This is a genomic window from Citrobacter sp. UYEF32 (assembly GCF_040546205.1).
GTDB lineage: Bacteria > Pseudomonadota > Gammaproteobacteria > Enterobacterales > Enterobacteriaceae > Phytobacter > Phytobacter diazotrophicus.
This window is the reverse complement of record NZ_JBEPNI010000003.1, coordinates 401423-421796: the sequence shown is the minus strand read 5'-3', so window position 1 is coordinate 421796 and position 20374 is coordinate 401423. Positions and strand designations below refer to the sequence as shown.

Below are 20374 nucleotides of genomic sequence, written 5' to 3'. Positions count from 1 at the left end.
CCCGCCCTACCTCACTTCACCCGCCGATATCCAGCCCGCTCAGCGCACAGAGCAGCGCATCCACCTTTGGCAAGAGCTGCTTACGGCGCGGCCACACCAGCGTCAATGCCAGCCCGTCGGGCTGAACATGCGGCAAAATTATCTCCAGCTCCCCACGCGCAAGGGCATCGCGAATCAGCCATGTCGGCATCTGGGCAACGCCTAACCCGCTACGCACTGCCTGTAACTGGGCATCCACATCCCCCAGCGCCATATGGTAGGGCACGGTACGCCAGTCCGGATACCCATCCTCGGTGATAAGCTGCCACGGCTTACTGCTGCCATCAACGCGCTCGTACAAAATAGCCCTATGCTGCAACAGCGCCCCGACGCTTTCCGGGCGCCCCTCGCGCGCCAGATATGCGGGCGAAGCGCAGAACACCATCTTCTCTCGCCCCAGTTGCCGATACCCCAGCGATGCGGGCATCTCCGCCGTTTTGCCAATCCGCACCGCGACATCAATCCCTTCATCAAACAGATCCACGAAACGGTCAGAAAAGGTCATGCTGATATCTATCTCCGGATGCTGCTGGCAAAACGTAATCAATAACGGCATGACACACAGCCTGCCATAGGTATTCGGCACGGCCAGCCGCAGCCGCCCGGACGGAATACTGCGTTGCGCCGCCAGTACCGATTCCGCCTCCGCCAGCTCTTCCATTATGCGAATACAGGTCTGGTAATACGCATGCCCGGCGTCGGTCAGTTTCAGGCGTCGGGTTGTCCGCTCCAGCAACGTTGAGCCCAGCCGCGCCTCCAGCCGACTCACGCTTTTACTGATAGCAGAGCCGGTCACATGCAAGCGCTCCGCCGCCGCGGCAAAGCTCCCCCCTTCTATACTGGCAACAAAGGGGACAATGTCCTTCAGTCGTTGATCGTGCATTGATTCATGAACTCAGGTTAGGAATGATGTGAATTAATGCCAGAAATAAGAACAAAATTCTCGATTAGTCTACTCATAACGTTTACGCATGAGGAGAGTGAAATGCAAAAAGAGGCACTGATTGTCGGCATCAGCGGGGTGATTGGCCGCGCGCTGGCGCAAAAGCTGATGCAGGAAGGCTGGAAGGTCTCAGGGCTGTCGCGCGGGCGCGGCGCGGTGCCGGAAGGCTGCACCCGTCTGATCGCCGATTTGACGGACCCGCAGGCGGTGAATACGGCGCTGGCGGGCATAAAGCCCGACGCACTGTTTTTCAGCGTCTGGTCGCGTCAGGCAAATGAAAAAGAGAACATCCGCGTCAACGGCGCGATGGTCAAAAACGTGATTGAGGCACTGGGTGACCGCCTGAACGGCGCGCATGTCGCACTGGTTACCGGGTTAAAACACTACCTTGGTCCGTTCGAGGCCTATGGCAAAGGCGCCGTACCGGTTACACCTTTCCGTGAAGAGCAGGGTCGTCAGCCCGTGGATAATTTCTATTATGCTCAGGAAGATGAAATCTTTGCCGGCGCGGAAAAATACGGTTATCGCTGGAGTGTGCACCGTCCGCACACCATCATCGGTTATGCGGTTGGTAACGCAATGAACATGGGTCTGACGCTGGCAGTCTACGCCACCCTGTGCCGGGAAAAAGGCTGGCCGTTTATTTTCCCGGGCTCGCCGGAACAGTGGCATGGCGTCTCCGATGTCACTGATGCAAACCTGCTCGCCGAACAACTTGCCTGGGCGGCACAAAGCCCGAATGCGGCAAACGAAGATTTTAATGCGGTTAATGGCGATGTATTCCGCTGGAACTGGCTGTGGCCGCGCCTGGCCGCCTATTTTGGCATCGAGTCTGGCGGAAATCCGCAGACCATGATGCCGCTGGAAGGACGGATGCAGGAGGCAGCCGCCGCATGGCGCGAGATTGCCGCCCGCTACTCGCTTGCCGAGCCCGATATCAGCCGACTGGCCTCCTGGTGGCACACTGACGCGGACCTCGGTCGCCCAATGGAAGCCTTCACCGACATGAGCAAAAGCCGCAAGGCCGGGTTTACCGGCTACCGGGCCACACTGGATTCGTTTACCCACCTGTTTGATACGTTGAAGGCGGAAAAAATTATTCCGGATCGCTAATGTCTTGATGATGAAGCCAGGGGCGATCATCTTCGTCCCTGATTTTTATAATCTGTCGGTCGTGTTGCGCCGTGTGTTGAAAGGTATTTATCTCACGATAACAGGCCTTCCCCCGCCACATTGCCTTCTTGAAAATGACAATTGGAAGCATGAATAACAATGCGCATAGTTTCACTGGGGGTTTATAACATTTCTTTTTAAATCATCATAACGTATTCTTAAACAAGACAATACCACCCTCATTTTTGCATATTCAATACGGGTATCACGAAAAAAATAAACGCATTTCTTACGGTTTGAGACTAACCACTTGCAATTAACGTTATTATTTGATTACACCAAGACAGTCTCATTATGAAAACATCAAAACACCAAAATAAGAAAAACAATAAAATCATAAAGTTAAAAACGTTGCAAAATAACCACTACCAGATGATGTATTAAATTTCTTAACCTTAAGGTTATCTTAATATTAAAAACGACATTTTTGTTTTTCTTGCATAAAAAAATGATGTCTATCACAAACTTAGCCGAACGTATAAAAACACGCATTTTTATTTAAAGTTTAATTGTCCCTTGCCGTTAATACAGATGACTAGAAAAACATATTTTGCTAATTAAAACGCGTAGAAAAGGTGAAGTATGAACATTTTCGATGACCAGTACGCTCCTGCGTCTGCACCTGATACGCATCGCATCATGAAGCAGACCGTGACGCTGGTACTGATGCTTATGGGCTTCATTTTTTTAACGACAATATTTGCGCTCATTCAGACAGAAAATGATCTGGCGCGTAACACCCGCCACCAAACCCGACAACTGCTAATGAAAGCGCTCGACAATCGTCAGGAAAACCTTCGTTTGCATCTTGCCGATTACGCCGCGTGGAACGAAGCCTGGGATAATCTCCATCGCAAGATAGACTTAAGCTGGGCGTGGGATGAACAAAACCTGGGTAAATCACTGTATTCGAAATTCGGTTACGAAGGCGTGTTTGTACTCTCCCCTAAAGAAGAAACGCGCTACAGCGTCATTAGTGGCACTCTTAACCTGGTCCCTTTTGAGGACTGGCTGGGGAAAAACCTTAATACAGAATTAAGCACGGCACTGAAAGTGAACAACGGTACAGCCGTTTCGCGCGTCGTTTTTGCCAATAATGAATTAATCCTGATTTCAGCGGCCTGGATTACCACTGAGGATAGGGCTGTTCTTGCGAAAGCGCCTGCGGATCATTCGATTATGATCTTTGTTGATAAACTGACGCCTAAAAAACTCGCCGCTATGGGTGAGGAATATGCCATTAAGGATTTGCATCTCCTTGCGTCAAAACCCATACGCCGTCCACCACATACAGCGGGTTTGTTATGGCCAGTAACAGGGGGTGAAATCTATTTTGAATGGAACAATAAAAATCCCAGTGACACGCTGCTCACATGGGTACTCCCTCTTCTTGTTCTGCTGATGCTCACATCGGTCCTTCTGGCGCTCTCTCTTGTGCGCAAAGGGCTTTTAAAAGCAAGGCTGAATGACGAAAAAACATTCCTGCTGGAACAAAGCCGCCGGGCATTCGCCATTAGCGAGCGCCGTTTTCGTGACGTGGTGGAAACAACGACAGACTGGATCTGGGAAGCCGATGAACTCTTACAACTTACCTGGATATCTGTGCGCTTTCCGGTCATTACCGGTCACCGTATTGATGACTGGATAGGCCGTTCACTGCGGGCGTTTCTGTCACAGGACAACCCGGCACTGACCAAATGGCTGGATCTTCCTTATGCAGGTAATTTCCTCACCCTTAACCATTGCAGCTATTTTTCCGCCCAGGGAAACCAACGCTACTGTAATTTGACCCTGAAACGCGTCACCCTGATTGATGGCTCATTGGGGTTTCGTGGTACCGCAACAGATGTCACTCTGGAAGTGGAGGCCAGCGAACGCATTCAGTATTTGTCACATCATGACGAATTAACCGGCCTGCCTAACCGCGTCCGGATGAAAGAGTTCCTTGACGGCAGACTGCAATCAAAAAACGAATCGAAAAATGCGCTGGCGATGATCAGTCTCGATCTGAATGATTTCAAAACCATTAACGATGTCTACGGCCATACGGTGGGCGATCAGGTGCTCAGTGAAGCTTCTAACCGCCTGCGCCACTGCATGCGCAGCATTGATTTGGTTACACGCCAGGGCGGAGATGAATTTATTATTATTGCCGCAGACCTTAACCAGCGTGAAGATATTGAAGGTTTTTGCTCGCGGATTGTAGAGGAATTGAACCGTCCTTTTGATATCTGTGGTAACGAGATTATTATCGACGTCAGCATGGGCATTGCCCTGGCACCACAAGATGCCGTTACCGCAAGCGATCTCCTCCGCTATTCTGATATCGCGCTGTATAAAGCGAAAAATGACCCGCATGCCTATTGGGTTTTTTATGAACCTGATATGGCTGAACAAATTGTTCAACGCAGAGAACTGGAGCAAGAACTCCGTGAGGCAATAAAACAGGATCAGTTATTTCTTTTATATCAGCCTCGCTACGATATAAGTCAGCAGAAGATAACGTCACTCGAAGCACTTGTACGTTGGCAGCATCCGACGCATGGGCTTTTTATGCCTGACCAATTTATTCCTCTGGCTGAAGAGACCGGAATAATTATCTCGCTAACAGATTGGGTTCTGACAACAGCATGTCGCGAGGTGAGAGATAAATCAGCAGACCTGTCCCTGTCAGTAAATATATCGCCAGTTGAATTTAAGGCCAGCGACATTGTTCTTCGCGTCAAAGCAATACTGGCTAAAACGGGTTTTGACGCTTCGCGTCTCGAACTTGAAGTTACTGAAAACGCTACCCTGAGCAAGCCAGAAAATGCTTTAAAAATCATGCAACAATTAAAAAGCCTTGGTGTCAGACTCTTGATGGATGACTTTGGCACTGGCTATGCCTCACTCAATTATCTACGGAGTTTTCCTTTTGATGGCATCAAGCTCGATAAGTCTTTTATTATGGCGATGGGCGACTCTGAGAGTGCAAAAAATATTGTCGAGAAGATTATCGGGCTGGGTAAAGATTTTAACCTTGAGGTCACTGCCGAGGGGGTAGAAACGTTCACTCAGTTACAGCAACTTGAAGCGTTCGAGTGCGATATCGCACAGGGGTATTTTATTAGCCGCCCAACGACTCTTGATAAAATTGAACTTAACCAAAATTTTAAAAAGAAAAAATCAGCCATAACCGAAGAGGAATTTTAAATCATAGATTTGTGATCCTACGCCAGGATGCAATAACGACTTTAGCGTATATAAATTTTATGTTACCATCATTAACCTTACCAGAACATTATTTACAAGCACTAAACATAATATCTTTACCGATGTTTTACGCGTGTCGTAAACATCCCTTCGAAGGATAACGATTAGTCTGCGAAATTTAATTTTATGCGTTATTGCATAAGAACTTTAACACCAGGCCTGTTCAACCGGGCTGCTCGTCTGCAAATATATTTTATATTCAGTTACCGGGGGTAGCTATGCAAATTTTACGCGATATCACCATCAGGAAAATGATATTACTGATACTGGTTGTTTTCAGTATTATTTGGGGAATGGCTACCCTGCTTACTTTTTATAACTTTTCCACAATTGATCAGTTACTCACACAAAACGCGTCACAGAAGAATGCCTATGCCATGCTGGTTAAAGGCAATGACCAATATTTTCGTACCATGACGCGTATGTTACGGGCAATGGATTATCGCCAGACCGGCGATGAAGCAAACGCAGCCAAAACAATGGATTCTGCCGCAAAAGCGCTGGCAACCAGCCAGAATATGCTTGCGCAGTTTCGCGATGCGCAACATCCTGGCGTGAGCGATGACGTCATAAAAGCGATGATCAATGACTGGGACGCGTTGCTGACTAACGCCATTGTGCCTATGTACGATGCGGCGAAAAATAATCAGCCGGATAAATTCCGCGAGTTATTTCGTAAAACCTACCCACCTTTAAGCGTGCAGTTTGGTGCAACCGCTGAAAAATATACTCAGGCGATTCAGTCAGATGCCATTCTGGTGAAAACCAAAGACCAGATGTCCTATAACAAAATAGTGCTCATCAGCGCATTACTGGCAGGTCTGGTGACGCTCTTATTGACCGACCGTTATTTAGTAAATTACCTAGTTAAACCGCTTGGGATGTTAAAAAATCATCTTGAGTTGCTGACCGCAGGAAAATTAAGTAGCCAGCTTGAGACGTTTGGCCGTAACTGCGCCGGGCAGTTAATTCCCTATGTACAAAAAATGCAGGAAAGCCTGCATACAACGGTAAAAACCATCCAGGATAGTTCCGCCAGCATTTTTGCCAACACCAGTGAAATCCGCGGTGGTAATGAAGAATTGTCGAGCCGCACTGAGCAGCAGGCCGCAGCCTTGCAACAAACAGCAGCCAGCATGGAAGAGTTAACTTCTACCGTCAAAAACAACGCCCAGAACGTGCGTGAAGCTCTCAAACTGACTGAGGACGCACAAAAAACGGCGAAAAGAGGCGGTGACATCACCTCAACGGTGGTGAAAACCATGCACGGGATCACCGACAGTTCGCAAAAAATTTCCGATATCACCAGCGTGATTAACAGTATTTCGTTCCAGACCAACCTGCTGGCGCTGAACGCCGCAGTGGAAGCGGCTCGCGCTGGCGAGCAAGGGCGTGGCTTTGCGGTGGTCGCCAGCGAAGTACGCCTGCTGGCGCAACGCAGTGCGCAGGCGGCAAAAGAGATTGAAGCGTTGATTAGCGAATCGGTCAACCGAGTCAAAACCGGTGCGGAGCAGGTACAGGAGGCCGGTGACGCTATGTCCGTGATCATCCAGTCTGTCGCGCAGGTAAACAGCCTGATGGGCGAAATCTCCGTTGCCTCAGATGAACAAAGCCGTGGTATTGAACAAATCGGGCTGGCGATGACCGAGATGGATGGCGTGACGCAACAAAACGCCACGCTGGTACAGGAAGCCACCGCCAACGCGGTCTCTCTTGAGTCCGAAGCGGAAAGATTGAACAAGACCGTCGATCGCTTTGATCTGGGCAACGGTGTGGTTTCCGCCACACGCAGTGCGAAGAAAACCAGCGTGAAGACACAGCGCGTGCCTGTATCCACCCCAAGTAACGATAACTGGCAGACCTTCTAAGCACGGGTCACCTTCAGAGAAAATGGCCGGGTACACACCGGCCATTTTTATTTTAAGCTCCTCTCCCCTTCTTCTTTTCCCATCATTCTGCGTTTGCTTGTCATTTCGTATAACTTTGATCGGCTAAAATAACTCTTACAGGCGCGCGTAACCGATACCTGCACAGGCACGCACGCCATTGCCACAACTCCATGCACTCCTGAGGTTTTTGCTATGCAAAATGAAGAACAACGGCTTATTGAGGGGCTTTTCCAGCGTCTGAAACAGGCGGAACAGCAAAGCGGCGCACGGGATAGCCAGGCCGATCATATGATCGCTGAGTTTGTGCGCCAGCAGCCCTCTGCGCCTTACTATATGGCCCAGTCGATGCTGATTCAGGAAGCTGCGCTGAAACGCCTTCATGCACAGATTCAGGATCTCCAGAATGAAGTGGCCTCCCTGAAAAACAGCCAGCAAAACGGCGGCGGCAGTTTCCTGAGTAGCCTGTTTGGCGGTGGAAAAAGCCAGCCACAGCAGCCAGCCAACAACTGGAACAGCGCGCCGCAACAACAGCCGCCACAGCAACAGGCGGCGCCCACATATGCGCAGCCAGCAGCCCGCTCCGGTGGTTTTATGGCCGGTGCGCTGCAAACCGCAGCCGGGGTGGCCGGTGGGGTCGTGCTGGCCGATATGCTGACCAGTATGTTCCACCACTCCCAGCCACAAGAGATCGTGAACATTATTGAGCAGCCTGTCGAACAGGTCTCAGATGTCGCCGGTGATCGGAATTTCACCAACGATTTTCAGGATCAGGACAGCTTCACCAATGCCTCCGACCGCAGCTTCTTTGACCAGGGCAACGACGACAATAGCCGTTTCCTCGATCAGGATGATGACTACGATTTCGGCGGCAATAACGACGACGACAGCTTTATCTGATTAATCGCAATGATGATAATCCCCGCCACACCAGCCCGGTGCGGCGGGGATTTTTTGTCGGTATTTGACTAGGGCAGCATGATGTCGTGATAGAGCGCGGAAAGTCGCTCTCGCAGATAGCGTACCGCTTTGTGCTTACGCGACAGCAAGGTCTGTACGGGCAGCCCCGTCTCAGCGGAAAGGGCTTTGAAGCTGTAATTTTCCAGTTCGGTTTTTTCGAATACCTCGCGTTGGGCCGCAGGAAGCGCCGCCAGCGCGCTTTCCAGTTCATCCCAGAAAATCTCTCTTAAGCGTGCCTCTTCGGGTATCTGCACATCGCCAAAAAGCACATCATAGAGTTGATCATCAGCCTCCTCGTCGTCCGAAAATAACCACTCCCGCTTTTTGCGTCCGCGGTCGATCATTTCATTGCGCGCCGCGCGAAACAGCCAGGCGGAGACATTCTCAACCGGTTGTTCGACGTTGATCAATTGCAGCGTCACATCCTGCAAAATATCGTCCACGTCTTCTCGTTGCGGAATGCGGCGGCGGATAAAGGCTCTCAGCGTTGTCCGGCACGCTGAGAGCGCTTCAAGGAGCCGTACAGTTCGGGCGTTGTCGGCCTTATCCATTATGCTCACGCATTGTCCGACGGCTTCGGTGATTCATTCTCTGTTGGCATGTCAGGGCCACAGCGCCAGCCATCGCGCCCACCCCAACGGTGGCGTTTCTGGAAAAAGGCCTGTCTCTCTTCTTCGCTCATGTTCATCCACCGTTCATGCAATTGACGATGATCGCGCGCCATTCTGAACATCATCGGCCCCATGCCCATACCGCCAAACAGCACACGGCATAACACCAGCAGTCCAAGCGCGGTCCAGAAGCCGATGGTTTTCAGACCAAACAGACCCGGAATAATGGCGTTCCACAGGGTCATCACCACCAGCGTCATCACGACGGCAAAAACAATAAACATCACACCAAACTTACCGGGATGGCGTCGGTGGCTGCCAAATCTTCTCATGTTGTCTCTCCTTCATAGTGTTGTAATCGGGTAGACGAATGAGCGAGAAAAATATTGCTAAAAACTTATGATTTTTTTCAGGCGTCGGGAAAATGGAAACCAATAACAATTGTAATTAAATGATTTGAAATGATTTTCTATTGAAATGTTAGTGGTTAGATCGTGGCCGCGCAAAAAACAGCCATTTTTGTGATCCATATCACCTTAATGACGATTTGTTACAGCACTAAAAGTCAAATCTGACTATTCTCGTTTTTAAAGTAGCCCCATGTTTTCATTATTAACGCCCCCTAAATTTAGTGACAGCATAATGACAAAAGGATGACTATAAATATAAATTAAACAAAATTGAGATAGCGACAAAAAAATCTTTACGGTTGCTCAAGCCGCCGCTAAGTTATTTTACCCCTCTCGCACCAAAATAAACATAACACCATGATAAACATAATAAAAATAACAAAAACATCGCCTGCTAATATTTATTTCCTCAACGCCAGTTAAACAGAAACGATCTTAAGTGAACGTTAATGAAAATATGCAATCTCTTAAGGTTGAGTTAATAAATAAGCCTTAGCCTAGGCAAGTACTAAGTACTCTCAACGAAATGAGTCTGCTGCTTCCCTGGCTACAGTGCGAATTCATTGCCAGCAACGGTAAGGAAAAGTAATGCGTGAATTTTTACCCTTCTCACGTCCTTCTATGGGCGACGAAGAATTAACGGCGATTCAGGACGTTCTGAAGTCGGGTTGGATTACGACAGGTCCCAAAAACCAACAGTTGGAAGAAGCATTTTGCCAGTTGACGGGCAACCAGCATGCCATTGCCCTGAGTTCGGCAACAGCCGGTATGCATGTCACGTTAATGGCGATGGGCATTGGTGCCGGTGATGAGGTGATTACCCCCTCCATGACCTGGGTCTCCACCCTCAATATGATTGTGCTGCTCGGCGCAACCCCGGTCATGATCGATGTTGACCGTGACACGCTGATGGTTACCCCGCAGAGCATTGAGGCCGCGATTACATCAAAAACGAAGGCCATTATTCCCGTTCATTACGCCGGCGCGCCTGCCGATATCGATGCAATTCGCGCGTTGGGCGAAAAGTACAATATTCCCGTTATCGAAGATGCCGCGCATGCCGCTGGCACCTATTACAAAGGTCATCATGTCGGCTGTCGCGGTACGGCGATTTTCTCCTTCCACGCCATTAAAAATATGACCTGCGCCGAAGGCGGTCTGGTGGTAACGGATGATGAGCAACTGGCCCAGCGTATTCGCAGCCTGAAATTCCACGGTCTTGGCGTCGATGCCTACGATCGCCAGACACACGGTCGCGCACCGCAGGCGGAAGTGATCTCTCCTGGCTACAAATACAACCTGGCGGATATCAATGCCGCGCTGGCACTGGTGCAGCTCGGCAAGCTTCACGAAGCCAACCAGCGTCGTACCGATATAGCCCAGCGCTATTTACGCGAGCTGGCTGATACGCCGTTCCAGCCACTGACGGTTCCGGCCTGGCCGCACGTTCACGCCTGGCATCTGTTTATTATTCGCGTTGATGAAACACGCTGCGGCCTGACCCGTGACGCGCTGATGGAAGCTCTTAAAGCAGAGGGCATCGGTACGGGCCTGCACTTCCGCGCCGCCCATACGCAGAAATACTACCGCGAGAATTTCCCTGACGTTTCATTACCCAATACGGAGTGGAACAGCGCGCGTATCTGCTCGCTGCCGCTGTTCCCGGATATGACCGATGACGACACCAGCCGTGTTATCGCCGCACTTCATCAGTTGGCAGGGCAATAACGATGTTTGAAACCAGCCCCATTAATAAAGTATCCGTTGTGATCCCTGTGTTTAACGAACAGGACAGCCTGCCAGAACTGATTCGTCGTACGACCGCCGCCTGCGATCTGCTGGGTAAGGATTACGAAGTTCTGCTGGTTGATGACGGCAGTAGCGATGATTCCGCCAAAATGCTGGTCGAGGCCGCACAGGCCGACGGCAGCCATATCGTGGCCGTGTTGCTTAACCGCAACTATGGGCAGCACTCCGCAATCATGGCCGGTTTTAGCCATGTTACCGGCGATCTGATCATCACTCTGGATGCGGATTTACAGAACCCACCCGAAGAGATCCCTCGCCTGGTGGCAACCGCAGAAGAAGGTTATGACGTGGTGGGTACGGTTCGTCAGAACCGTCAGGACAGCCTGTTTCGCAAAACGGCATCACGCATGATCAACCACCTGATTCAGCGCACCACCGGTAAAGCGATGGGCGATTACGGCTGCATGTTGCGCGCCTATCGTCGTCATATTGTCGATGCGATGTTGCACTGCCACGAGCGCAGCACCTTTATTCCGATCCTCGCCAATATGTTCGCCCGCAGGGCCACAGAAATTCCCGTGCATCACGCGGAGCGCGAGTACGGTGATTCGAAATACAGCTTTATGCGTTTGATTAACCTGATGTATGACCTGGTGACCTGCCTGACCACCACGCCGCTGCGCATGCTGAGCGTGTTTGGCAGCGTTATCGCGCTGGTGGGTTTTGCGCTCTCCGTCGTTTTAGTCGTCATGCGTCTTGCTCTTGGGCCGCAGTGGGCTGCCGAAGGTGTGTTCACCCTTTTCGCCGTCCTGTTCACCTTTATTGGTGCGCAGTTCGTTGGCATGGGCTTACTCGGCGAGTACGTTGGCCGCATCTATAACGATGTCCGTGCCCGCCCCCGTTACTTTATTCAGCGTGTTATCCGTCAGGAAACCCCAAATTCTATTGAGGAAATTGAGTCATGAAAACCGTCGTCTTTGCGTATCACGATATGGGGTGCACGGGCATACAGGCACTGCTGGAAGCAGGCTTTGAAATTGCCGCCATTTTTACTCATGCCGACAATGCGGGGGAAAACCACTTTTTTAAATCCGTGGCGCGCCTCGCGGCTGAGCAGGAAATTCCAGTTTATGCCCCGGATGATGTGAACCACCCTCTGTGGGTTGAGCGCATTCGCGCGCTCGCGCCAGAGGTGATTTTCTCCTTCTACTACCGCAACCTGCTGTGCAACGACATTCTGAGCCTGCCGACAAAAGGCGCTTTCAACCTGCACGGTTCGCTGCTGCCGAAATACCGTGGTCGCGCACCGCTGAACTGGGTGCTGGTCAACGGCGAGAAAGAGACCGGCGTCACCCTGCACCGCATGACGCAACGTGCCGATGCAGGCGATATCGTGGCGCAACAGAGTGTGGCGATTAGCGACACTGACGTGGCGCTCTCCCTGCATCAAAAACTGTGTTCAGCCTCACAAAGCCTGCTGGGCGACGTGCTGCCGAAAATCCGCAGCGGCCAGACGCAGGAACGTGCACAGGATGAGTCTCAGGCCACCTATGTTGGCCGTCGTACCCCGGAAGATGGTCGTCTGAACTGGGAAAAACCGGCGCAGGAGCTGCATAACCTGGTGCGTGCGGTCAGCGATCCGTGGCCGGGCGCGTTTGGCTATGTGGGCACCAACAAATTTATCGTCTGGAAATCCCGCGTGCGTACCGATCTGGCGGCGGCGAAGCCGGGCACCGTGCTCTCCGTCGCCCCGCTGGTGGTGGCCTGTGGTGAAGGCGCGCTGGAAATCATTACCGGCCAGAGCGCAAACGGCGTTTACATGCAGGGTACTCAGCTTGCGCCGGCGATGGGTCTGGTACCGGGTGCGCTGCTCTCCAGCCGTCCGTTTGTTGCCGTGAAACGTCGTACCCGCGTGCTGATCCTGGGGGTAAACGGTTTTATCGGTAACCACCTGACCGAACGTCTGTTGCAGGATGATAATTACGAGATTTACGGTCTGGATATTGGTTCCGATGCGATCAGCCGTTTCCTTGACTGCCCGCGTTTTCACTTTGTGGAAGGCGACATCAGCATTCACTCCGAATGGATCGAATACCACATTAAGAAATGTGATGTCGTACTGCCGCTGGTGGCCATTGCGACCCCAATCGAGTACACCCGTAACCCGCTGCGCGTGTTCGAGCTGGACTTCGAAGAGAACCTGAAAATTATTCGTGACTGCGTGAAGTACAACAAACGCATCATCTTCCCGTCCACATCGGAAGTGTACGGCATGTGCACCGACGCGAATTTTGACGAAGACACCTCCAACCTGGTGGTGGGTCCGATTAATAAGCAGCGCTGGATCTACTCGGTATCCAAACAGTTGCTGGACCGCGTGATTTGGGCCTACGGCGACAAAACCGGCCTCAAATTCACCCTCTTCCGTCCGTTTAACTGGATGGGGCCGCGTCTGGATAACCTGAACGCCGCACGTATCGGCAGCTCCCGCGCCATCACCCAGTTGATCCTCAACCTGGTCGAAGGTTCGCCGATTAAGCTGATCGAAGGCGGTAAACAGAAACGCTGCTTTACCGATATCAGCGATGGTATTGAAGCCCTGTTCCGCATCATCGAAAACAAAGATGGCCGCTGTGACGGGCAGATCATCAACATCGGTAACCCGGACAACGAAGCAAGCATCAAAGAGCTGGCGGAAATGCTGCTCGACTGCTTCGAACGTCATCCGCTGCGCGACCGTTTCCCGCCATTTGCTGGCTTCCGCGAAGTAGAAAGCAGCGACTACTACGGCAAAGGCTACCAGGACGTTGAGCACCGTAAGCCGAGCATTCGCAACGCTAAACGCTGCCTTGACTGGCAGCCGACGGTAGAAATGCACCAGACCGTTGAAGAGACGCTGGACTTCTTTTTACGCACCGTTGAGGTCACGGAACAGAAGCCATGAGAAAAGTCGGCCTGCGCATAGACGTCGATACCTTCCGCGGCACCCGTAAGGGGGTGCCGTCGCTGCTGGACATGCTCAATCGCTACGGCGTTCGCGCAAGCTTCTTCTTTAGTGTGGGGCCGGACAATATGGGACGGCATCTTTGGCGGCTGGTTAAGCCGAAGTTCTTACTAAAGATGCTGCGCTCAAAAGCGGCCTCGCTGTATGGCTGGGATATTTTACTGGCGGGCACCGCGTGGCCCGGCAGGAATATCGGGCGCGCCAACGCGGATATTATCCGCAGCGCCGCCGCCAGCCACGAAGTGGGGCTGCATGCGTGGGATCACCACGCCTGGCAGACCTGGTGCGGCGTATGGGACAGCGATGAGTTGCTCCACCAAATCGCACTGGGTAAAGAAGAGCTGGAATCGATAATCGGCACGGATATTACCTGTTCAGCCGTGGCTGGCTGGCGTGCCGATCAACGGGTGATTAAGGCAAAAGAAGCTTTTGATTTTCGCTATAACAGCGACTGCCGGGGCAGCGCGCCCTTTTTACCGATAACGGGCGTCGGCCAGACGGGCACGGTGCAAATTCCGGTGACGCTGCCGACCTGGGATGAGGTTGTCGGGGGTGACGTGAGCGCCAGCGGGTTCAACGATTTCATCCTGACCCGCATGCTCGATGATCCCGGCGTACCAGTTTATACCATTCACGCCGAGGTTGAAGGGATCGCCCATCGCCTGGAGTTTGAAGATTTACTCCAGCGCGCCGCCGAGGCGAATATTCAGTTCTGCCCGCTGGGTGAACTGTTACCTGCCAATTTACGCACCTTGCCTACGGGCAAAGTGGTGCGAGGTGAAATTGCCGGCCGGGAAGGATGGCTGGGTTGTCAGCAAATGGAGAGAACGGAATGACGAAGTCGTCACGCTACGGTCTGGTTGTACTTGCCCTGTTTGTCCTCTACTACCTGATTCCTGTTGAATGGCGTTTACTCTGGCAGCCTGATGAAACGCGTTATGCAGAGATCAGCCGTGAAATGCTCAGCAGCGGAAACTGGACCGTGCCGCATTTTCTCGGCCTGCGTTATTTTGAAAAACCGATCGCCGGTTACTGGGTGAACTCCATATTCCAGTGGCTGTTCGGCGAAACCAACTTTGCCGTTCGCGCCGGGGTTATCTTTTCAACCGCGCTGGTTGCCGGGATGGTCTCATGGTTTGCCTGGCAGCTTTGGCGCGATAAACGCGTGGCGATGATGGCCGCCATCATTTTCATCACCATGCTGGAAGTCTACGGCATCGGCACCTATGCGGTACTCGACCCGATGATTGCCCTGTGGCTGGTTGCCGGGATGTGCACGTTCTGGATTGCCGTTCAGGCCAAAACCACCTCCGTAAAAGCGGCGGGCTACGTGCTGCTGGGCCTGACCTGCGGCATGGGCGTCATGACCAAAGGATTCCTGGCGCTGGCCGTGCCGGTTCTGAGCGTTTTACCCTGGGCAATCGCGCAGAAAAAATGGAAAGAGGTGCTGATTTGGGGCTGGCTTTCCATCGCCAGTTGCGTGCTGGTTGTCCTGCCGTGGGGGCTGGCGATTGCCCAACACGAGCCGGATTTCTGGCACTACTTCTTCTGGGTGGAGCATATTCAGCGTTTTGCCATGGCGGATGCGCAGCACAAAGCCCCGTTCTGGTACTACCTGCCATTTGTCTTACTGGGAAGTCTGCCCTGGCTGGGGCTGCTGCCCGGTTCGCTTCGTCTGGCATGGTTCACCCGTGAGAATAACCGCGCGACGCTCTACCTGCTGTGCTGGGTAGTGATGCCCTTTCTGTTTTTCAGTATCGCGAAAGGCAAACTGGTGACCTACATCCTGCCCTGCTTCGCGCCGCTGGCGATTTTGATGGCGGGTTATTCGGTGCAGGCCGCAGAGAGAGGCTACCGTGCTTTGCGCGTGAATGCCTGGCTCAACATTGGCTTTGGTCTGTTTGGCCTGGTTGCCGCGTTTATTGCCTCCCCCTGGGGACCACTGAAAAACCCGGTATGGACGACACTCGAAAGCTATAAAGTGTTTTGTGCCGCCATGGCCTTTTTTGTCTGGGCACTGGTGGGCTGGTACACCCTGCGCAATACCGAAAAAAGCTGGATGCTCTCGGCATTGTGTCCGGCCGGGCTTGCGCTGCTGGTTGGTTTCGCCATCCCTAACCGGGTGATGGAGTCAAAACAGCCGCAATTCGCGATCGGCATGGCAAAAGAGTCACTGGCATCCAGCCGCTATATACTCAGTGATAATGTCGGCATCGCCGCAGGCCTGGCGTGGGAACTCAAACGCAGCGATATTATTATGTTTGGCCAGACCGGTGAGCTGCAATATGGCCTCAGCTACCCGGATGCGAAAGACAAATTTATTGCTGAGAAAGATTTCAACGACTGGTTGGAACAGCATCGTCAGGAAGGCAAAGTCACGCTGGTGGTGTTGCTTTCACGCGGTGAAAGTGTGAATAGCCTGCCGATTCCTCCCCCGTCAAATGTGTTTGTTCAGGGGCGAATCGCACTTATTGAATATGCGCCACAACCATGATCTGGTTTCTGCTTATGCTGGCAAGCCTGCTGAGCTTTGCCGGACAGTTGTGCCAAAAGCAAGCGACGCGGCCTGCCCTCAGGGTGGGCCGCCGTCGTCATATCTTAACCTGGCTCGGGCTGGCGCTGGCCTGCCTCGGCCTGGGCATGATTTTTTGGCTGCTGGTCTTACAGAGCGTCCCCGTTGGCATCGCCTACCCGATGTTAAGCCTCAATTTTGTCTGGGTGACGCTGGCCGCCTGGGGGATCTGGCGTGAACCGGTTAACCTGCGCCACTGGCTTGGCGTGGGGTTAATTATTGTAGGCATTGTGGTTCTGGGTGGTGCAGCATGAAAGGTATTCTTCTGACGCTGGTCAGCGTGTTGTTAACCAGTGCGGCGCAGCTTGCAATGGGCTATGCCATGGCGGCCCTTCCGCCGGTGTCACAGTTTTATGCCTTTATCGGCGCGCTGTGGCCCGTTCATCTGGAAACAATGCTGCTGCTGGCCGGGCTTGCGGGTTATCTGGCCTCGATGTTTTTCTGGTATCTGGCGTTACACCATCTGGCATTGAGCAAAGCCTATGCCCTGCTGAGTCTCAGCTATATTCTGGTATGGTCAGCGTCCCTTATTTTGCCCGGCATGCGCGGCGTATTTTCCGTTCAGTCGCTAACGGGCGTGCTGATTATTATTGCGGGCGTCCTGGTTATTTTTCTGCCCGCACATAAAAAGCCCGGCTGATTATCGCCGCAGCGCCAGTAATAATACGCCTGCGGTAATCAGCAGCAGTCCCCCTGCTTCACGCAGCCCTGGCCGTTCGCCGAGAAAAATAAAAGCGAAAATCGCCACCATCACCACGCTCATTTTATCGACCGGGACAACTTTAAACGCTTCGCCGATCTTTAACGCCCGGAAATAACACACCCAGGATGCTCCCGTCGCCAGACCCGATAAGATCAGAAAAAGCCAGGTGCGTTTGCCAATCAGCAAGGGGTTCTGCCACTTACCGGTAAAGTAAATAAAAGCCGCCAGAATAACGATAATAATCCCGGTGCGGATTAAGGTCGCAAAATCGGAGTCTACATTTTGAATCCCGACTTTAGCGAAAATGGCGGTCAGCGCGGCAAAAAAGGCGGACAGCAGCGCCCAGATAAACCAGTTACTGAGTGAAAACATGCGCTCTCCCATTCATTATTACCATCAATATAGGCTCCTGCGGATAAAAGAGATTATGCCGCAAATCGGCGGGCTATTTTATGCCGCAAACACCCGCGCATGGCCTGTAATTTTGAGCGCAACCGGAGTGCCTGGCAATAATAATTGTGGGGTGACGGTATTAAGGGTGAGCGTTTGCGCACGATCCGTAAACCCCAGCGTCAGCGTCGAAAGATAACCGCCAAAATCGATATCCAGTACCGTCGCCTGCAACGCAGTTTCACCCGCTGACGCCGGGGTAATCATCAGTTGCTCCGGGCGCAGCATGATGCGCCGCACCCCCTGCGTCCTGTTGTCATCCACCGGCACATCGCCGACCAGACATCTGGCTTTGCCGTTGGCGACCTCTGCCGTCAGGATTAACGCATCCCCTAAAAAGAGCGCCGTCTCTTCATCGACCGGCTGCGAATAGACCGCCTGCGGCGTCCCCACCTGGGCAAACCGCCCGTGGCGAATGACGGCAATCTGCTCGGCAAAAGAGAGCGCTTCGTTCTGGTCGTGGGTGACCAGCACGGCAGCAACGCCCGCCTCAGAGAGAAGATCGGCGGTCGCTTTACGGGTTGTGGCGCGCAGCCCGGTATCCAGCGCCGAGAATGGTTCGTCCAGCAACATCAGCGCCGGTTGCTGCGCCAGCGCACGCGCCAGTGCCACGCGCTGCTGCTGGCCACCGGAGATTTCATGCGGCCAGTGGCGCGCCAGTTGCCTGTCCAGAGATACCCGATCCATCAGGGCCTCAACCTGCTTACGCCGTTCCTGGCGCGAGGCGCGGATCCCCCAGCCAATGTTTTCTTCAACCGTCAGATGCGGAAAAAGCGCCCCTTCCTGCGGGACAAAACCAATTTTTCGCTGATGCGCCGGAACCGATACTGTCGGGCTGAACAGCGGCGTGCCGCGCATCGTTATCTGGCCGCTATCGGGCATCTCAAACCCGGCAATCAGGCGTAACAGGGTGGTTTTACCGGAGCCTGATGGCCCCACTATCGCGGTGCGGCTGCCGGGTGACAGTGAAAGCGTGATGCTATCCAGCACCTGAGTGTGGCCAAATTTTTTCGACACATTAATAAGCTCGAACATCTTAACGACCCGATAGTTTTTGTGATTGCTTGTAAAGCAGGCCCGTCAGGGGAAGAGAAATCAGGATCATGCACAGGGCATACGGGGCCGCAGCAACGTAGTCAATCTCACTGGTCAGCGCCCAGAAACCGGTGGCAAGCGTGCGGGTTCCCAGCGGAGAGAGCAGCAGTGTCGCTGTCAGCTCATTGCTCACCCCCAGGAAGACCAGTGCCGCGGCAGCCGCCGCACCGGGCGCCGCCAGGCGCATTGTCACGCGACACAGCGCCCATCCTGGCGACACGCCGAGACTCTGCGCGACATGTTCAAGTTCGACAGGCGCCTGAGCGATACCGGCGCGTAAGTTGATCAGCGCCCGGGGGATAAACATCAGCATATACGCCAGAAAGAGTGTCACTTCGGTCTGATAAATGGGCCGCGCGTAATGAATGGTGACCGTCACCAGCGCCAGCGCCGTCACGATCCCCGGCAGTGAACTGGCCACATAGTTCATGCTTTCCAGCAGCCGGAACAGGCGACGCGGATGGCGAACCGCCAGCCACGCGCACGGAATAGCAAAGCCAGTGGTAATGAGTGCCCCGGCCGACGCCAGGACCACCGTTTGATGCAGAGATAACCACAAATCACCGTTCTGCCAGACCGCCAGGCCGCCCGCCCACAGCCAGCGCCCCAGCACCGCGATGGGCGTTCCCAGCGCCAGCACGACCACGCAGGCCAGCAAGAGTTGTCCCAGCAGATGACCTGCCATTGCGGGTGCATGGATATTCTGACGGCGGGCGGAGCCTCCCCCTACGCGGGCATAGCGAGCTTTGCCACGGGTTGCCCCTTCCAGCAACAGAAGCCCCAGGCAGCACAGCGCGAGCACCCCCGCCAGCATATTGGCCGCCGGGCCGCTAAAAGTAGACTGGAACTGATCGTAAATAGCGGTAGTGAAGGTATCGAAGCGGATCATCACGTACAGGCCATACTCTGCCAGCAGGTGCAGGCCCACCAGCAGCGCGCCGCCCCAGATGGCCAGTTTCAGTTGTGGCAATACCACACGAAAGAAAACCTGCCACGGAGCAATGCCTAAGGATGCGGCAACGTCTTCAAGGTTCGGATCCAGTCGCCGCAGAACGGCGGCAACCGGCATATAAATAAACGGGTAATAAGCCAGCACGGAGATAAACACGGCGGCCGCCAGCCCATGTAATGAAGGGATAACGCTCACCCACGCGTAGCTTTGCACAAAAGCCGGGATCGCCAGCGGCGCAACCACCAACAACGACCAGACGCGACGCCCCCGCAGCGCGGTTCTCTCCGTTAGCCAGGCTAGCGCTACGCCAAGACAAACGCAAATAGGGAGCGAAAAAAGTATCAGCAGCAGCGTGTTCGCCAGTAACTCCGCGACACGCGGGCGAAAGACGAGCGCCTTAACGCTCTCCCATCCCGTATCAATACCTGTCGCAATCACAAACCCAACGGGCAGTAACGCCAACAGGGAAACCAGCATGGCTAATATCACCAACATTCGCGCGGGGCGATGCTGATGCGTTTGGCGTTGCTGTTTTCCAGCCAACGGAATGCTCAAACCAGACATAAGGCGCTCAC

General features: G+C 53.2%; 17 protein-coding genes. 11 read left to right on the top strand and 6 right to left on the bottom strand.

Going from position 1 to position 20374, the window contains the following annotated elements; all coding sequences use genetic code 11:
- Positions 1-16: 16 nt before the first annotated feature.
- Positions 17-922, bottom strand: coding sequence for a LysR family transcriptional regulator (locus tag ABIB59_RS10250; protein WP_071193951.1), 906 nt, complete (start codon positions 920-922; stop codon positions 17-19).
- A gap of 102 nt (positions 923-1024) precedes the next feature.
- Here ABIB59_RS10250 and ABIB59_RS10245 point away from each other — a divergent pair, with 102 nt between their 5' ends.
- From ABIB59_RS10245 to ABIB59_RS10230, 4 genes are all read left to right on the top strand, one after another.
- A complete protein-coding gene (locus tag ABIB59_RS10245; RefSeq protein ID WP_354035301.1) occupies positions 1025-2095 on the top strand; it encodes an SDR family oxidoreductase in 1071 nt (356 codons plus the stop codon).
- Between the two features lie 642 nt (positions 2096-2737).
- On the top strand, positions 2738-5347 hold the full coding sequence (locus ABIB59_RS10240) for a bifunctional diguanylate cyclase/phosphodiesterase (RefSeq protein WP_354035299.1): 2610 nt from the start codon (positions 2738-2740) through the stop codon (positions 5345-5347).
- A 278-nt stretch (positions 5348-5625) separates the two neighbouring features.
- Entirely contained in the window at positions 5626-7275 is a 1650-nt protein-coding gene (locus tag ABIB59_RS10235; RefSeq protein ID WP_354035297.1) for a methyl-accepting chemotaxis protein, read from the top strand.
- 213 nt (positions 7276-7488) lie between these two features.
- Positions 7489-8193, top strand: coding sequence for a DUF2076 domain-containing protein (locus tag ABIB59_RS10230; protein ID WP_354035295.1), 705 nt, complete (start codon positions 7489-7491; stop codon positions 8191-8193).
- A 68-nt stretch (positions 8194-8261) separates the two neighbouring features.
- Here the strand turns inward: ABIB59_RS10230 and ABIB59_RS10225 are convergent, their stop codons facing one another.
- Together ABIB59_RS10225 and ABIB59_RS10220 are read right to left on the bottom strand one after the other, a co-directional pair.
- Positions 8262-8804: an RNA polymerase sigma factor gene (locus ABIB59_RS10225; RefSeq protein WP_354035293.1), complete on the bottom strand. Its 543-nt coding sequence runs from the start codon at positions 8802-8804 to the stop codon at positions 8262-8264.
- Between the two features lie 5 nt (positions 8805-8809).
- Positions 8810-9196 carry a hypothetical protein gene (locus ABIB59_RS10220; RefSeq protein ID WP_041852289.1) on the bottom strand — a complete coding sequence of 129 codons (387 nt, stop codon included), beginning with the start codon at positions 9194-9196 and terminating at the stop codon, positions 8810-8812.
- Positions 9197-9862: 666 nt separating this feature from the next.
- On the opposite strand from ABIB59_RS10220, the gene arnB reads away from it, so the two are divergent.
- From arnB to arnF, 7 genes are read left to right on the top strand one after another with little or no spacing between them, the layout of a single operon-like run.
- Entirely contained in the window at positions 9863-11002 is a 1140-nt protein-coding gene (gene arnB, locus ABIB59_RS10215; protein WP_354035290.1) for a UDP-4-amino-4-deoxy-L-arabinose aminotransferase, read from the top strand.
- Positions 11003-11004: 2 nt separating this feature from the next.
- Positions 11005-11988, top strand: coding sequence for an undecaprenyl-phosphate 4-deoxy-4-formamido-L-arabinose transferase (gene arnC / locus ABIB59_RS10210; RefSeq protein ID WP_041852291.1), 984 nt, complete (start codon positions 11005-11007; stop codon positions 11986-11988).
- On the top strand, positions 11985-13967 hold the full coding sequence (gene arnA, locus ABIB59_RS10205) for a bifunctional UDP-4-amino-4-deoxy-L-arabinose formyltransferase/UDP-glucuronic acid oxidase ArnA (RefSeq protein ID WP_317078137.1): 1983 nt from the start codon (positions 11985-11987) through the stop codon (positions 13965-13967). Before arnC ends, arnA begins: the two co-directional genes overlap by 4 nt.
- The gene (gene arnD, locus ABIB59_RS10200) at positions 13964-14863 is read left to right on the top strand and encodes a 4-deoxy-4-formamido-L-arabinose-phosphoundecaprenol deformylase (protein WP_041852293.1); all 900 of its coding nucleotides are present in this window, start codon (positions 13964-13966) and stop codon (positions 14861-14863) included. The genes arnA and arnD overlap by 4 nt, the downstream gene beginning before the upstream one ends.
- Entirely contained in the window at positions 14860-16521 is a 1662-nt protein-coding gene (gene arnT / locus ABIB59_RS10195; RefSeq protein WP_041852294.1) for a lipid IV(A) 4-amino-4-deoxy-L-arabinosyltransferase, read from the top strand. The genes arnD and arnT overlap by 4 nt, the downstream gene beginning before the upstream one ends.
- Positions 16518-16853 carry a 4-amino-4-deoxy-L-arabinose-phosphoundecaprenol flippase subunit ArnE gene (gene arnE / locus ABIB59_RS10190; RefSeq protein WP_041852295.1) on the top strand — a complete coding sequence of 112 codons (336 nt, stop codon included), beginning with the start codon at positions 16518-16520 and terminating at the stop codon, positions 16851-16853. The genes arnT and arnE overlap by 4 nt, the downstream gene beginning before the upstream one ends.
- Positions 16850-17239 carry a 4-amino-4-deoxy-L-arabinose-phosphoundecaprenol flippase subunit ArnF gene (arnF, locus tag ABIB59_RS10185; protein ID WP_041852296.1) on the top strand — a complete coding sequence of 130 codons (390 nt, stop codon included), beginning with the start codon at positions 16850-16852 and terminating at the stop codon, positions 17237-17239. Before arnE ends, arnF begins: the two co-directional genes overlap by 4 nt.
- On the opposite strand, the gene ABIB59_RS10180 is transcribed toward arnF, so the two are convergent.
- The 3 genes from ABIB59_RS10180 to ABIB59_RS10170 form a co-directional block, all read right to left on the bottom strand.
- Entirely contained in the window at positions 17240-17674 is a 435-nt protein-coding gene (locus ABIB59_RS10180) for an EamA family transporter (RefSeq protein WP_041852297.1), read from the bottom strand.
- 78 nt (positions 17675-17752) lie between these two features.
- Positions 17753-18787 (bottom strand): ABC transporter ATP-binding protein, encoded by a 1035-nt coding sequence (locus tag ABIB59_RS10175; RefSeq protein WP_354035285.1) that lies wholly within the window; start codon positions 18785-18787, stop codon positions 17753-17755.
- 1 nt (position 18788) lies between these two features.
- Positions 18789-20363, bottom strand: a complete 1575-nt coding sequence (locus tag ABIB59_RS10170; RefSeq protein ID WP_041852299.1) for an ABC transporter permease — start codon at positions 20361-20363, stop codon at positions 18789-18791.
- Positions 20364-20374: the final 11 nt, after the last annotated feature.